General features: G+C 72.8%; 14 protein-coding genes. 6 read left to right on the forward strand and 8 right to left on the reverse strand.

Annotated features, from left to right (window positions below):
- Positions 1–42: 42 nt before the first annotated feature.
- Positions 43–1,617 (reverse strand): MFS transporter, encoded by a 1,575-nt coding sequence (locus tag ACGFIV_RS13130; RefSeq protein ID WP_392834582.1) that lies wholly within the window; start codon positions 1,615–1,617, stop codon positions 43–45.
- 104 nt (positions 1,618–1,721) lie between these two features.
- On the opposite strand from ACGFIV_RS13130, the gene ACGFIV_RS13135 reads away from it, so the two are divergent.
- The gene (locus tag ACGFIV_RS13135; protein WP_392834584.1) at positions 1,722–2,285 is read left to right on the forward strand and encodes a TetR family transcriptional regulator; all 564 of its coding nucleotides are present in this window, start codon (positions 1,722–1,724) and stop codon (positions 2,283–2,285) included.
- A gap of 58 nt (positions 2,286–2,343) precedes the next feature.
- Here ACGFIV_RS13135 and ACGFIV_RS13140 read toward each other — a convergent pair whose 3' ends face one another.
- Genes ACGFIV_RS13140 through ACGFIV_RS13160 form a run of 5 tightly spaced genes read right to left on the reverse strand, consistent with a single transcriptional unit; the run spans position 2,344 to position 7,301 of the window.
- Positions 2,344–3,384, reverse strand: coding sequence for an LLM class F420-dependent oxidoreductase (locus tag ACGFIV_RS13140; protein WP_358554765.1), 1,041 nt, complete (start codon positions 3,382–3,384; stop codon positions 2,344–2,346).
- 58 nt (positions 3,385–3,442) lie between these two features.
- The gene (locus ACGFIV_RS13145) at positions 3,443–4,105 is read right to left on the reverse strand and encodes a nucleotidyltransferase family protein (protein WP_358554762.1); all 663 of its coding nucleotides are present in this window, start codon (positions 4,103–4,105) and stop codon (positions 3,443–3,445) included.
- Positions 4,102–5,250: an XdhC/CoxI family protein gene (locus ACGFIV_RS13150; protein WP_358554759.1), complete on the reverse strand. Its 1,149-nt coding sequence runs from the start codon at positions 5,248–5,250 to the stop codon at positions 4,102–4,104. The genes ACGFIV_RS13145 and ACGFIV_RS13150 overlap by 4 nt, the downstream gene beginning before the upstream one ends.
- Positions 5,243–6,409 (reverse strand): VWA domain-containing protein, encoded by a 1,167-nt coding sequence (locus ACGFIV_RS13155; RefSeq protein WP_358554756.1) that lies wholly within the window; start codon positions 6,407–6,409, stop codon positions 5,243–5,245. The genes ACGFIV_RS13150 and ACGFIV_RS13155 overlap by 8 nt, the downstream gene beginning before the upstream one ends.
- Positions 6,402–7,301: an AAA family ATPase gene (locus ACGFIV_RS13160; RefSeq protein WP_392834591.1), complete on the reverse strand. Its 900-nt coding sequence runs from the start codon at positions 7,299–7,301 to the stop codon at positions 6,402–6,404. The genes ACGFIV_RS13155 and ACGFIV_RS13160 overlap by 8 nt, the downstream gene beginning before the upstream one ends.
- A 162-nt stretch (positions 7,302–7,463) precedes the next feature.
- Here ACGFIV_RS13160 and ACGFIV_RS13165 point away from each other — a divergent pair, with 162 nt between their 5' ends.
- The 5 genes from ACGFIV_RS13165 (at position 7,464) to ACGFIV_RS13185 (ending at position 12,109) form a co-directional block, all read left to right on the forward strand.
- Positions 7,464–8,333 carry an ABC transporter permease gene (locus ACGFIV_RS13165; RefSeq protein ID WP_392834593.1) on the forward strand — a complete coding sequence of 290 codons (870 nt, stop codon included), beginning with the start codon at positions 7,464–7,466 and terminating at the stop codon, positions 8,331–8,333.
- Entirely contained in the window at positions 8,306–9,064 is a 759-nt protein-coding gene (locus tag ACGFIV_RS13170; protein ID WP_392834596.1) for an ABC transporter ATP-binding protein, read from the forward strand. Before ACGFIV_RS13165 ends, ACGFIV_RS13170 begins: the two co-directional genes overlap by 28 nt.
- 34 nt (positions 9,065–9,098) lie before the next feature.
- Complete coding sequence (locus ACGFIV_RS13175) at positions 9,099–10,094, forward strand: ABC transporter substrate-binding protein (protein ID WP_358554744.1); 996 nt, start codon at positions 9,099–9,101, stop codon at positions 10,092–10,094.
- Between the two features lie 3 nt (positions 10,095–10,097).
- Complete coding sequence (locus ACGFIV_RS13180) at positions 10,098–11,264, forward strand: LLM class flavin-dependent oxidoreductase (RefSeq protein ID WP_358554741.1); 1,167 nt, start codon at positions 10,098–10,100, stop codon at positions 11,262–11,264.
- A gap of 590 nt (positions 11,265–11,854) precedes the next feature.
- The gene (locus tag ACGFIV_RS13185; protein WP_358554738.1) at positions 11,855–12,109 is read left to right on the forward strand and encodes a hypothetical protein; all 255 of its coding nucleotides are present in this window, start codon (positions 11,855–11,857) and stop codon (positions 12,107–12,109) included.
- Positions 12,110–12,274: 165 nt separating this feature from the next.
- Here ACGFIV_RS13185 and ACGFIV_RS13190 read toward each other — a convergent pair whose 3' ends face one another.
- Both ACGFIV_RS13190 and ribH read right to left on the reverse strand, forming a co-directional pair.
- A complete protein-coding gene (locus ACGFIV_RS13190; protein WP_358554735.1) occupies positions 12,275–12,727 on the reverse strand; it encodes a PH domain-containing protein in 453 nt (150 codons plus the stop codon).
- A gap of 47 nt (positions 12,728–12,774) precedes the next feature.
- The gene (ribH, locus tag ACGFIV_RS13195) at positions 12,775–13,245 is read right to left on the reverse strand and encodes a 6,7-dimethyl-8-ribityllumazine synthase (protein ID WP_392834602.1); all 471 of its coding nucleotides are present in this window, start codon (positions 13,243–13,245) and stop codon (positions 12,775–12,777) included.
- Between the last annotated feature and the right edge of the window lie 44 nt (positions 13,246–13,289).

Here is a 13,289-nt window from a genome sequence, read left to right on the forward strand (position 1 = left end):
TCTCCCCCGTCCGGCGGGGCCCCCAAGCCGGGCGCGAGGGGCTCACTCGGGCTTCGCCTCGGCGTTCCTGGCCGACCGCAGCGGCAGCTCGCGCAGGAACAGCACGGCGAGGAAGCCCAGCACGGCCGCGGGGAGGCACGCGAGGAACACCGACTGCATGGCCCGGGTGAAGGCCTCGATCACGATGTGCTGGAGCGCCGGAGGGAGGTGGCCGATGGCCTCGGGGGTGCCGAGGCTGAGGCCGCCGCCCGGCGGCACCTGGACGCCGCTCGCGGCGAGCATGCCGGTGATCTCGTCCCTGACCCGGTTGGTGAGGACGGCGCCGAGGGCCGCGACCCCGACCGAGCCGCCGAGGTTGCGGAAGAAGGAGATGCCCGACGTGGTCACGGCCATGTCCCTCGGCCGGGAGGCGTTCTGCGCGGCGAGGATCAGCACCTGCATGCTGAGGCCGAGCCCGACGCCGAGGACGGCGATGTCGGCGCCGACGATCCAGTCGCTGGAGCCGGTGTGAAGCAGCGAGAGCAGCGCCGTGCCGGCCGCGACCAGGAGCAGGCCGGCGGCCGGGAAGATCTTCCACCTGCCCGTGCGGGTGACGACCCGCCCGGAGCCGATCGAGGCGACGAGCAGGCTCACGACCAGCGGGGTGGTCATGATGCCGGACATGGTGGGACTCATGCCCTTGACGATCTGCAGGTACTGGGGCAGGTAGATCATCACCCCGAACATCGAGACGCCCACCAGCAGGGACGCCGAGCCGGCGAGCACGAACGTGCGGTCGCGGAACAGGCGCGGCGGGATGATCGGGTCGGCGGCCCGCCGCTCGGCGAGCACCGCGAGGCCGAACAGGACCGCGGAGGCGCCGCCCAGCCCGTAGGCCCAGGCCGAGTTCCACGCGAACTCGTGGCCGCCGAAGGAGAGCATCAGCATCAGGGCGGAGGCCCCGCCGGTGATCGTGAGCGCCCCCCACCAGTCGATCCGGGCGTCGCGCGGGTCGTGGTCGAACCTGAGCACCCTCTGGATGACGACGAACGCGACCATCGCCAGCGGGACGCAGACGTAGAAGCACCAGCGCCAGCCGAGCCAGGAGGTGTCCACGAGGAAGCCGCCCAGCAGGGGCCCTCCGACGGTGGAGACGCCGAACACCGCGCCGATGTAGCCCGAGTAGCGGCCCCGCTCCCTCGGCTCCACCACGTCGCCGAGGATGACCTGCGTCAGCGCGGCCAGGCCGCCGGTGCCGAGGCCCTGCACCGCGCGGGCGGCGATGAGCGTGCCCATGTTCTGCGAGAGCCCGGCGATCATGGAGGCGGCGACGAACAGCCCGAGGGCGACCTGGAACATGCGCTTGCGCCCGAACAGGTCGGAGAGCTTGCCCCACAGTGGGGTGGAGGCGGTCATCGTCAGCAGCGTGGCGCTGGCCACCCAGGAGAGCTGGTCCTGCGCGCCGAACTCGCCGACGATCGTCGGGAGCGCGGTGGCGACCACGGACGTGGAGATCATCGAGGTCAGCAGGGCGAGCATCAGCCCCGACATGATCTCCATGATCTCGCGGTGGGTGTAGGTCCGGCGTGCCCCGGAACCACCGTGCGCGCCCGCTAGGGCGTCCTCCTGAACTACCACCACAGTCCCCCAAAAATCGATGCCTTTACCAACGGGTTGTAGTAGGCGCTTGTTTACCTGTCAAACAACTACACTGCGTCATATAGGGCGAAAAGGGGGTATAGATGGTTGCTTTGGCACAGGTACGTGACCGTGAGGCCACAACGCGCCGGATCCTCGTCGCCGCCCGGCACCTGTTCGCCGAGAACGGCTACGACCACGTGACCGTACGCATGATCGCGGCGGCGGCGGGAGCCAATGTCGCCCTGATCAACCGCTACTTCGGGTCCAAGGCCCGGCTGTTCGCCGAGGTCCTCGCCGGCGAGTCGGCGATGGAGTCCGTCATCGAGGGGGACCTGGACCGGCTGCCGCACCGGCTGGCGGCCCACATGGCCCACCGGCTGAGCGCGGGCGCCTCCGACCCGATCGTGCGCGTCATCGACCGCGCGGGCACCAGCCCGGAGATCAAGGCCGTCCTGCGCGCCCGGGTGGAGTCGGCGATCGCCGGGCCGCTCGCCCGGCGGCTGACCGGGCCGGGGGCCGAGGAGCGCGCGCTGCTGGCCGCGTCGGTCATCCTCGGCGGAGGGTCGCTCCGCCGCGTACTCGGGGCCGACTCGCTGCGCGGCGCCGACCCCGCCTACCTGGAGGAACGGCTGACGGCCGTCTTCACCGCCTGCCTCGCCCCCTGAGCCCTCTGAGCCCCTTGAGGCCCCTGAGCCCCCTGAGGCCCCGTGAGGCTCCCGCCGATCAGGCGGCCAGGTCCTTGATCTTCTCGATGAGCTTGAGGCGCTCCTCGTGGGTGCCGGCGACCGGGTTGACGTTGATCGTCGTGACCCCGGACTCCTTCAGGGCCGCCAGCCGGTCGCGGACGAAGCCCTCGGAGCCGATCAGCGACATGTTCTCCAGCAGCTCCATGGGCACGAGCGCCGCGGCCTCGTCCTTCTTGCCTTCGAGGTAGAGGTCCTGGATCTGCTCGGCCTCCTTCTCGTAGCCGTAGCGCCGGGCGAGGTCGTTGTAGAAGTTCCTGCCCTTGGCTCCCATGCCGCCGATGTACAGGGCCGCCATCGGCCTGCCGAACTCCAGGTAGCCGGAGACGTCGTCGCCGATCGCCAGGGTGGCCTGCGCGATGACGTCCAGCTCCCCGAGCTCCTCGGCACGCTTGGCCTTGCCGGCCGCCAGGGAGGCGCCCCACACGTCGGCGGCCTTCTCGGGCACGTAGAAGATCGGCTCCCAGCCCTCGGCCAGCTCGGCGGTCAGCTCGACGTTCTTCGGGCCGATGGCCGCGACCACGATCGGGACGCGCGGGCGCACGGGGTGGTTGATCAGCTTGAGCGGCTTGCCGAGGCCCGTGCCCTGCTCGGGGGGCAGCGGCAGCGTGTAGTGCCTGCCCTGGTGGGTCAGCCGCTCGCGCCGCCACACCTTGCGGCAGATCTCGATCACCTCGCGGGTGCGGCCCAGCGGGGCGGTGTACGGCACGCCGTGGAAGCCCTCGATGACCTGCGGGCCGGACGCGCCGATGCCGAGCACGAAACGGCCGTCGGAGACGTAGTCCATGCCCGCGGCCGTCATGGCGAGCAGCGTGGGCGTGCGCGAGTAGATCGGCAGGATGCCCGAGGCGATCTGCAGCCGCTCGGTCTTGGCCGCGATGTAGCCCATCTGGCTCACGGCGTCGAAGCTGTAGGCCTCGGCGACGAAGACGATGTCGAGCCCGGCGCTCTCGTAGTCGGCCAGCTCCGCCACGGTCTCCTTGAAGCCTCCGGCGTAGTTCAGGGCCATGCCGATGCGCATCCCGCGTCCTTTCCGTCCAAGGCAAACCGAATGATGTTCCGGTAAGTGCACGGTCAGGCTATCGAGTCGCCCCGCCGGGGCCAACCCCAGGTGGCCCGTCCCCCGCGTCCGCGGCCTGGCCGCGCGGGGACGGCGCCCGGTCCCCGGAGAGCCGGGCGAGGTCGTCCCTGGTGTCGATGTCGGCCGGATCGCCCACGTCGTCGCAGGGGACGAGCGTGATCAGGCCCGGGTGCGCCCGCAGGAAGGGACGGGCCCCGACGTCCCCGACCGCGAGCCTGCCCACCTCGCCGAAGTGCTCCCTGCCGATCAGCACGGGGTTGCGCATCGCGCCGCCGTACGAGGCGGCGGCCACCTGCGCGCCGCCCCGCCTGGCCTCGATCAGGCGGCGTACGGCCTCGGCCCCGATGAGCGGCTGGTCCACCAGGGCGATCACGACGGCCTCGGCCGAGAGCGGCAGCGCGTCCAGCCCGACGCGCAGGGACGAGCCCATGCCCGTCGCCCAGTCGGGGTTGCGCACGGCCACCGCGGCACGGACCTGCACCGTGACGGCTCCGAGGACCACGACCACCGGATGGCATCCGCCCTCGTCCAGCAGGCGCGCCCCCCTGTCGACCAGCCGCTCGCCCCGGAACTCCAGAGCCGCCTTCGGGGTGCCGAGCCGGGCGCCCTGCCCCGCGGCGAGCAGCAGCCCCGCGCACGCCGATCCGGCCGGCGTGTTCACAGGCCCCCTCCCCTCTGCTCCTCCCCCGGCCCGTCCGCGTCGTCGCGGCCGGCCACTCCGTGGATGCGGCCCCTGGTCTCGGTCAGCGCCCTGCCCGACCCGCCCCAGCGGAGCTGGATCAGCTCGGCCGCGATCGACACCGCGGTCTCCTCGGGCGTGCGCGCGCCGAGGTCGAGGCCGATCGGCGAGCGCAGCCGCGCCAGCTCCTCCTGGCCCAGGCCCGCCTCGCGCAGCCGGGCGAGCCGGTCCTCGTGGGTGCGGCGCGACCCCATCGCCCCGACGTACCCCGCCCTGGTGCGCAGGGCGACCTCCAGCAGGGGCACGTCGAACTTCGGGTCGTGGGTGAGCACGCAGATGACCGTGCGCTCGTCGACGTGGGCGGCCGACAGGTAGTCGTGCGGCCACTTCACCACCACCTCGTCGGCGTCGGGGAAGCGCTTGGCCGTCGCGAAGACCGGGCGGGCGTCGCACACCACGACGTGGTAGCCGAGGAACTTGCCGACCCGCGCGACCGCCGCGGCGAAGTCGATGGCCCCGAAGACCAGCATGCGCGGCGGCGGGGCGAAGGACTGGACGAAGACCGAGAGGTCGTCGAGCCGCCGCTCGCCCTCGGGGCCGTAGCGGCGCACCCCGGTCAGGCCCTGCGCGAGCATGCCGCGCGCGTCGTCGTCCACGGCGGCGTCGAGCCTTGGGGGTCCGAGCGAGCCCGACGCGCGGCCGGCCCACATGACCCTGCGGGCGCCGGCGCGTCCCGGCCCTGACAGGATCGTCGCGACGGCCACCGGCTCGTGCCGCCGCACCGAGTCGGCGATGTCCCCGAGCTCGGGGTAGGTGTCCCTGGACACCGGCTCGACGAGGATGTCGATGATGCCCCCGCAGGTCAGGCCGACCGAGAACGCGTCGTCGTCGCTCACCCCGTACCTCCGCAGCACCGCCCGGTCGTCTTTGACGACCTGCTGCGCCAGGTCGTACACCGCGCCCTCCACGCAGCCGCCCGAGACGCTGCCGACGGCCTCGTCGCCGCACACGGCCATGGACGCGCCTGGCGGCCTCGGCGCGCTGTGGAAGGTGCCGACCACCGTGGCGAGGCCGAACCGCTCCCCCGCGGCCCACCACCGCACGATCTGCGACAACACATCACGCATGAGACAGCCTTTCAGCGAGCTCCTCGAAGGCGGCCAGGCTGTGCCCGGCGACGAAGGCTCCAACGTACGGCAGGGCCGCGCGCATCCCGCCGGTCAGGGGCTGGTAGCCCTCATGGCCCTTGTGGGGATTGACCCAGATCACCCGGTGGGCGAGCCGCGACAGGCGGGCCATCTGCAGGCCGAGCAGGGAGGGGTCGCCCCGCTCCCACCCGTCGGAGGCGATCACGACGACGGCCCCCCGCGCGCGGGACCCCCGGTCGAGGAACTCCTTCAGCTCCTCGCCGAGCCGGGTGCCCCCGCTCCAGTCGGGGATGGCCGCCGACACCTCGCGCATCGCCGTGCCCGGATCGCGGTGGCGCAGCTCGGCGGTGATCCGCGTGAGCCGGGTGCCCGCGCTGAACACCTCGGTGGCGCGCGGCTCGCACCGCACCAGCGCGTGGGCGAACCGCAGCACCGTGTCGGCGTAGGGCGCCATCGACCCGCTGACGTCGACCAGCAGCACGACGCGGCGCGGCCGTACCCGGTGGGTCCTGCGGCGCAGGCGGGCCGTCTCGCCGCCCCGGCGCAGGGTCTCCCTGATCGTCCGGCGGGGGTCGAGACGGCCGCGGTGCGCCGGGGCGAACCGCCGGGAGCGGCGCCGCTCCCGGCGCGTGCGCAGGATCGCGAGCAGGCGGTGGACCTCGGCCAGTTCGGCGGCGGTCATGCGGGCGATGTCCCGCCGCCTGAGCACCTCGGTGCGGCTCGCGGTCGCGGGCAGGGCCTCCTCGTCCCCGCCGTCGTCCGGCCCCGCGCCGTCGAGGGAGACCGTGTGCCGGGTGACGGTCACCACGGGCGGCGCGGTACGGGCGGGGCGGGGCCGCTCGCCGCCGAAGTAGGCCGCGAAGCACCGGTCGTAGCGGGGAAGGTCGTCGGGGCCCGCGCACAGGGTGAGCCGGCCGGCCCAGTAGACCGCGTCGCGATCGGTGACGTCGAGGTGACCGGCCGCCCGCAGGAGGTTCTGGGTCCGCTCGTGGTCGGCGGCGACCCCGGCCGCCCGCAGTGTACGGGCGAAGCCGGTCAGCGTCGCGGTGAGGCCGTCCGGGGCGGCCGTGCCCGCCGCTCCGGTCGCGGCGGGGCCGTCCGAAGCGGGCTTCCCGATGGGGGGCGCCGGGTCATCCATGGCGGAGAAGCCCGTTCTTGAGCACGGCCTCCTGGTCCTCGCGGTACTTCAGCACCGCGCCGAGGGTGACCGCGGCGAGGCCGGGGTCGAGGTCGCGCGCGCCGAGCGTGATCAGCGCCTCGGTCCAGTCGAGGGTCTCGGCGACGCCCGGCGGCTTCACGAGGCCGGCGCCGCGCAGTCCCTCGGCGGCGCGCGCGACCTGGCCCGCGAGGGTCTCGGTGCACTCGGGGAGGCGCCGGAGCAGGATGGCGACCTCGCGCTCGAACGCCGGGTGCTCCAGCCAGTGGTAGAGGCACCGGCGCTTGAGCGCGTCGTGCACGTCGCGGGTGCGGTTGGAGGTGACGATCACGACCGGGGGCGTCTTCGCGCTGATGGTGCCGAGCTCGGGGATGGAGATCGTGAAGTCCGACAGCACCTCCAGCAGGAACGCCTCGAACTCGTCGTCGGCCCGGTCGATCTCGTCGACCAGCAGCACGCTCGGCTGGGTCTCCAGTGCCTTGAGCAGCGGGCGGGCGATCAGGAAGCGCCGGTCGTACAGCTCGCCCTCCAGGCGCACGGCGTCGGTGGCGCCGGTGGCGCCCGTCGCCTCGGCGGCCTTGAGGTGCAGCAACTGCCGGGCGAAGTCCCAGTCGTACAGGGCCTGGGCCGCGTCGAGCCCCTCGTAGCACTGCAGGCGGATGAGCGGCGCGCCGAGGACGGCCGCGAGCGTCTTGGCCAGCTCGGTCTTGCCGACGCCGGCCTCGCCCTCGAGGAACAGCGGACGGCCCATGCGCAGCGCGAGGAAGCACGCCGTCGCCAGCCCCTCGTCGGCGAGGTAGGCGTGCGCGTCGAGCAGCTCGGCGAGCCTGCCTGGGGTTTCGATGTCAGACGCCCGGAGTGTCCTGTGCAACACCCCCTCAGATTACGCGTCACCGGTGTCACACGGCTGTGGCCGAAGTCGCCAAAGGGCGCCCCGGTGCGAAGTCCGGGACAAAACCTATTGACTTGGTAGGTAATAGGGTAAATTATGCGGAAGACGCCGCACCGCGACAACCCCCCCTGCGAGGTTCCCTCGATGCCCACCCCCGCACTGGACGTTCAGGCGGCACGCGAGCCCACCCGGCCCGCCGTCCCGCCCCTGGCACCCGACCGCCCCCCACGACCGCGGCCCTCCCGGCCGGCGGGACGCCCCAGGGCCTGGCGGCGGTGGATCAGTCCCCTCGCCGTCGTCGTCATCTGGCAGATCGCCAGCGGCACCGGCCTGCTGTCGGAGGACCTGCTCGCCGGTCCCACCACGATCGCCGCCACCACCGTCGACCTGGTCACCAGCGGCACGCTTCCCACCGCCATCGCCGTGTCCCTCCAGCGGGTCGCCGCCGGGTTCGTGCTCGGCGGGCTCGCCGGCGTGCTCCTCGCCCTGGTCGCCGGGCTCAGCCGGGCCGGCGAGAACGCCGTGGACCCGCTCATGCAGATGCTCCGCGCCCTGCCGTTCTTCGGGCTGATCCCGCTGTTCATCCTGTGGTTCGGCATCGGCGAGACCCCGAAGGTCACCCTGGTGGCGCTCGCGGTCTCCTTCCCTCTGTACCTCAACACGTTCGCGGGCGTCCGCGGGGTGGACGGCAAGCTCGCCGAGCTGGCGCGCACCCTGAAGCTCGGCCGCGCGGCGCTGATCCGCCACATCGTGCTGCCCGGCGCGCTCCCCCAGACCCTGGTCGGGCTGCGGCAGAGCCTCGGCGTGGCGTGGCTCGCCCTCATCGTGGCCGAGCAGGTCAACGCCGACGCCGGGCTCGGCTACATGATCAACGACGCCCGTGAGTTCCTCCGCACGGACGTCATCGTGGTCGGGCTGCTCGTCTACAGCGCGCTCGGCCTGCTCACCGACGCCGTCGTACGGCTGCTGGAACGGAGGGCGCTCTCGTGGCGGCGCGGCTTTCTGGCCGAGTAGCCGGGGGCCGGGGCCTGACCCGGCGGTTCGGCGACCGCACCGTCCTCGACGGGCTCGACCTCGACATCCACGGCGGAGAGTTCATCGCCCTGCTCGGGCGGAGCGGCTCGGGCAAGCCGACCCTGCTCCGCGCGCTCGCCGGGCTCGACTCCGGCGTCGACGGCGGCCTGGAGGTGACCCCCTCGGTCGCGGTCGCCTTCCAGGAGCCCCGGCTGGTGCCCTGGAAGCGGGTGGAGGCCAACATCGCCCTCGGCCTGAGTTCTCCCGACGCCGGGGAACGCGCCCGCCGCGCCCTCGCGGAGGTCGGCCTCACCGAGCGGGCGGGCGCCTGGCCGCTGACGCTGTCAGGCGGCGAGGCGCAGCGCGCGAGCCTCGCCCGCGCTCTGGTCAGGGAGCCCGAGCTGCTCCTGCTCGACGAGCCGTTCAGCGCGCTCGACGCGCTCACCCGCATCACCGTGCACCAGCTCGTGCTTCAGCTGTGGGCCGCGCACCGCCCGGCCGTGCTGCTGGTCACCCACGACGTAGACGAGGCGCTGGTCCTCGCCGACCGCGTGCTCGTCCTGGACGAGGGCCGCATCGCCCACGAGGCCGTCATCGCCGCCGCCCGCCCGCGCCACCGCGACCATCCCGAGCTGCTTTCCCTGCGCACCCGCCTGCTCACCGCCCTCGGCGTGGCTCCGGAAGGACGCCCCGCCCCAGTACGGCCCGAAATCCCGGAGGCACAGCCATGACCACCACGCCCGGAGTCACCCCGGAGGCGACACGATGATCGGCAAGGCCGCCCGGCTGCTCGGGACGCTGGGCCTCGCCGCGGTGCTCGCGGCCTGCGGGGGCACCTCCGAGGGAGGCTCCTCCACCGGCCCGGCCTCCGGCGCCTCCGAGGTCACCCTCAAGATCGGCGACCAGAAGGCCGGATCGCAGGTGCTCCTGGCCGCGGCCGGCGAGCTCGACAAGCTGCCGTACAAGGTCACCTGGGCGCAGTTCCCCTCCGGGCCCCCGCTGCTGGAGGCCGTCAACGCCGGAGGCGTCGACCTCGGCGCCGTGGGCAACACACCGCCGATCTTCGCCGCCGCCGCCCGTTCGAAGATCGCCGTCGTGGCCGCCGACAGGCAGAACGTCGCGGGCGCGGCCATCGTCGTCCCCTCCGGGTCGGCCATCACGGGCCCGTCCCAGCTCAAGGGCAAGCGGATCGCGGTCGCCAAGGGCAGCTCGGCGCACTACCACCTGCTCGCGGTGCTGAAGAAGGAGAACCTCACCTTCAAGGACATCACGGTGAGCTACCTGCAGCCCGCGGACGCGCTGGCGGCCTTCACCTCCGGGCAGATCGACGCCTGGGCCATCTGGGACCCGTACACCTCCCAGGCCCGCCTGCAGAACAAGGCCCGGCTGCTGGTGGACGGCACCGGGTACGTCAACGGCTACAACTTCCAGGTCGCCGGCCAGGCGGCGCTCGCCGACCCGGCCAAGGCCGGGGCGATCCGCGACTACCTCACCCGCCTGCAGCGCGCCAAGATCTGGGCCAACTCCCACCAGGCCGAGTGGGCCAAGGTGTGGGCGAAGGAGACGGGCCTGCCGGTGGAGGTCACTCTGGCCGCCGCCGGCAACCGGACCACCACCCCCGTGCCGATCGACGACGCCCTGGTGGCCTCCGAGCAGGAGATGGCCGACGCCTTCACCGCCGAAGGGCTGCTCCCCGGGAAGATCGTCTTCGCCGACTTCGCCGACCGCCGGTTCAACGACATCGTCAAAAAGGACATCTGAGCCATGCCTTCGAGGGATGAAGATTTGAAGTTCCACTGGTTCCTGCCCACCTCCGGGGACAGCCGCGCGATCGTCGGCGGCGGCCACGGGCTCCAGCGCGGGCACGGCCATCCCACCGCGAGCGCCTTCCGGCCGCCCACCATCGACTACCTCGGCCAGATCGCGAGATCCGCCGAGCAACTCGGCTTCGAGGCGGTGCTCACCCCGACGGGCACCTGGTGCGAGGACGCGTGGCTGGTCACCGCCGCGCTCACCCAGCAGACCACGCGGCTGAAGTTCCTCGTGGCCTTCCGGCCGGGCTTCGTCTCCCCCACGCTGGCCGCCCAGATGGCCGCGACCTACCAGCGGATCTCCGGCGGGCGCCTGCTGCTCAACGTCGTCACCGGAGGGGAGAGCACCGAGCAGCGCCGGTTCGGCGACCACCTGTCGAAGGACGAGCGGTACGCGCGCACCGACGAGTTCCTCTCGATCGTGCGCGGGGCGTGGAGCGGCACGCCGTACGACTTCACCGGCACGCATTACCAGGTGGAGGGCGCCACGGTCGCCGAGACGCCCGACCCGGTGCCCGAGCTGTACTTCGGCGGCTCGTCGGCGGCGGCGGGCACGGTCGCGGCGCGGCACGTCCAGACGTACCTCACCTGGGGCGAGCCGCCCGCGCAGGTGGCGGAGAAGGTCGCCTGGGTGCGCGGCCTCGCCGCCGAGCAGGGACGGACGCTGAGGTTCGGCATCCGGCTGCACGTCATCACCCGTGACACCTCCGAGGAGGCGTGGGCGGAGGCCGGCCGCCTGCTGGACGCCATCGACCCCGCCGACGTCCGCACCGCGCAGCAGACGCTCGGGCGGAGCGACTCGGTCGGGCAGAAGCGCATGCTCGCCCTGCACGAGGGCTACCGGCGCGACGGCGGGAGCGTCCACGACCTGGAGGTCCACCCGGGCCTGTGGGCGGGCGTCGGGCTGGTGCGCGGCGGCGCGGGGACGGCGCTCGTCGGCAGCCATTCCGAGGTCGCCGACCTCATCGGCGAGTACGCCGACCAGGGCATCACGGAGTTCGTCCTGTCCGGCTACCCGCACCTGGAGGAGGCCTACTGGTTCGGCGAGGGGGTGCTGCCGGAGCTGCGCCGCCGGGGCGTCCTCGGCCGCACGGGTGAACCCGTCCGGCTCAGCGCCTGACCTGATCGAGCCTTTCCGGCGCGTACGAAGAATTCCCGCCGGGGGCAGGCGGGAATTCTTCGCTCAACTCCCGCTGTAAGGAAGGTTTTTCCCGCGCGGAAGGCGCGCCGGGTGGTGGAATTAAACATCCTTCTCATGGTTTAGCCGTTCAGGAGCGAAGATCGCCGTTCATCCAGTTCCTGGGGAACGGCCGCCGAAGGCGTATTCCAGCGGCGGCACGACCGCGCGGGCGTCGGCGCCCCCCGGCGAAGGCCCGCCCGCCGCCGCGAGCGTGAAAGGCGACGAGTCCTCGACGCGCGGGACCGCGCGGAGGAGGGGGCACCATACCCCCGGTAACACCTAATCGAAATGACAGAAAGGCTGGACGGCAAGAAGAATTCGTCGGAGAGTCATCCGGAGAGCCCTCTCCTCCGAATGACGTTTAACGAGCGCACCACGCTCTGTAAACGCGATATTGACTCGGGTTTCCGACGAAGGGAAGCTGTCCTAGTGGTCCCCACGCACGCCGCCCCCCGCAACGCGCCGCACGGCGCCCCCGTAAAGGCCTCCGTGAAGCTGAGACGACCGCGCCTTCACCCCGGAGGCGCGACATGCGACCGGTGACCGTGAACCGGCTGACGCTGGCGCAGGTCCAGCAGAGCCACGGCAGGACGTGGGAGATCCTCGACTTCTACGGCGGCTGGGTGGCCTACCGGCGTCACCCGTGGTCCACCACCGCGGCGAGGTTCGGCGTCTGCAACGTGCTCGGCGCCGACAACCTCGAAGACCTCGCCCGGCAGCTCGACGAGCAGGCCGCGGCCGAGGCCCGGCGCAAGAGCCGCCATCCCCCCACCGAGGCCGGCTGAGACGTGCCGCCCCGGTCGCGCGGCCGGTCGTCAGGCCGGCCGCGCGGCGTACGACCGGACGCGCGGCGTACGACCGGACGCGCGGCGTAAGATCGGCCGCGCCGTCGCGCGCCTCCAGCGGCCCCGTGGTCCGGAATTCCACGGCGGATCCTCGCGATCACCGGCCTAGCGGCGGTCGGGGGCCTCGCCGTACTGGTGGATGAGCGCGCGCAGCTCGGTCACGGCCTTCTGCGAGCGGCCCTTCTCGGTGCCCTGGATGCCCATCGCGCCGACGCTGGAGCCGTCCGCCAGGTCGAGCTTGGGCCAGGGCTCCCCCTCGGGGAGGTTCACGCCGAGCACTTCGGGCCATTCGTACCGATGGACGCGCACGGCGTTGACGATCGTCACCCCCCGCTCGTCGGCCTCGACGCGGAGCCGCCCGAGCAGGTGCAGGACGAACGCGACCAGGCAGCCGAAGACCACCAGGCCGATCTTGTCGGGCAATTTGAACGGCGGGGGGAGGAGCACGGCGAGCACGATCGAGCCGGCCACCATCACCGTCGCGAAGCCGTACGCCAGCACCCGGGCGCGGCGCGGACGCCAGATGACCGGCAGGGGCGGGATGTCGCTGTCAGGCACGGCGGCCCGTCCGGCGGGCGCGGCAGGTGGATCGGCGCGGCACGTTCTCATCCCTTCAGGTCACGCAGGACCATCGCTGTCTCGATCGCCGCGACCGTGGCCTCGTATCCCTTGTCCTCGTGACTGCCGGGCAGGCCCGCACGGTCGACGGCCTGATCAAGGTTGTCACACGTGAGGACCCCGTTGCCCACCGGAGTCGACTCGTCCAGGGACACCCGGGTCAGTCCTGAAGTGACCGAGTCGCATACGTACTGGAAGTGGGCCGTCTCCCCGCGCACGACCACCCCGAGCGCGACGACGGCGTCGTACCGCCGGGCGAGGGCCTGCGCCACGACCGGGATCTCCAGCGAGCCCGCCACCCGCACCGTGACACAGGCCGCGCCGCACTCCCCGGCGGCCTGCTCGGCGCGGGCGACGAGCTGGTCGGTGATCCGCTCGTGCCACCGGGCGGCCACGATGCCCACGGTGAGGCCCTCGGCGGCGACGGGGGCGGCCTGCGGCCGTCCCGCGCCGCTCATCGGCTCTCCCCGCGCGCCGGCGCGTCCAGGTCCCGCTCGACCCC

Origin of the sequence: Sphaerisporangium sp. NPDC049003, from assembly GCF_043197795.1 — a bacterium.
Classification (GTDB): domain Bacteria; phylum Actinomycetota; class Actinomycetes; order Streptosporangiales; family Streptosporangiaceae; genus Sphaerisporangium.

Bases quoted from the DNA above. Each gene is read 5' to 3' on its own strand.
- ACGFIV_RS13135 (WP_392834584.1), top strand. From the start codon at position 1,722: ATGGTTGCTTTGGCACAGGTACGTGACCGTGAGGCCACAACGCGCCGG.
- ACGFIV_RS13140 (WP_358554765.1), bottom strand. From the start codon at position 3,384: ATGCGCATCGGCATGGCCCTGAACTACGCCGGAGGCTTCAAGGAGACC.
- ACGFIV_RS13150 (WP_358554759.1), bottom strand. From the start codon at position 5,250: ATGCGTGATGTGTTGTCGCAGATCGTGCGGTGGTGGGCCGCGGGGGAG.
- ACGFIV_RS13155 (WP_358554756.1), bottom strand. From the start codon at position 6,409: ATGGATGACCCGGCGCCCCCCATCGGGAAGCCCGCTTCGGACGGCCCC.
- ACGFIV_RS13165 (WP_392834593.1), top strand. From the start codon at position 7,464: ATGCCCACCCCCGCACTGGACGTTCAGGCGGCACGCGAGCCCACCCGG.
- ACGFIV_RS13175 (WP_358554744.1), top strand. From the start codon at position 9,099: ATGATCGGCAAGGCCGCCCGGCTGCTCGGGACGCTGGGCCTCGCCGCG.
- ACGFIV_RS13180 (WP_358554741.1), top strand. From the start codon at position 10,098: ATGCCTTCGAGGGATGAAGATTTGAAGTTCCACTGGTTCCTGCCCACC.
- ACGFIV_RS13185 (WP_358554738.1), top strand. From the start codon at position 11,855: ATGCGACCGGTGACCGTGAACCGGCTGACGCTGGCGCAGGTCCAGCAG.
- ribH (WP_392834602.1), bottom strand. From the start codon at position 13,245: ATGAGCGGCGCGGGACGGCCGCAGGCCGCCCCCGTCGCCGCCGAGGGC.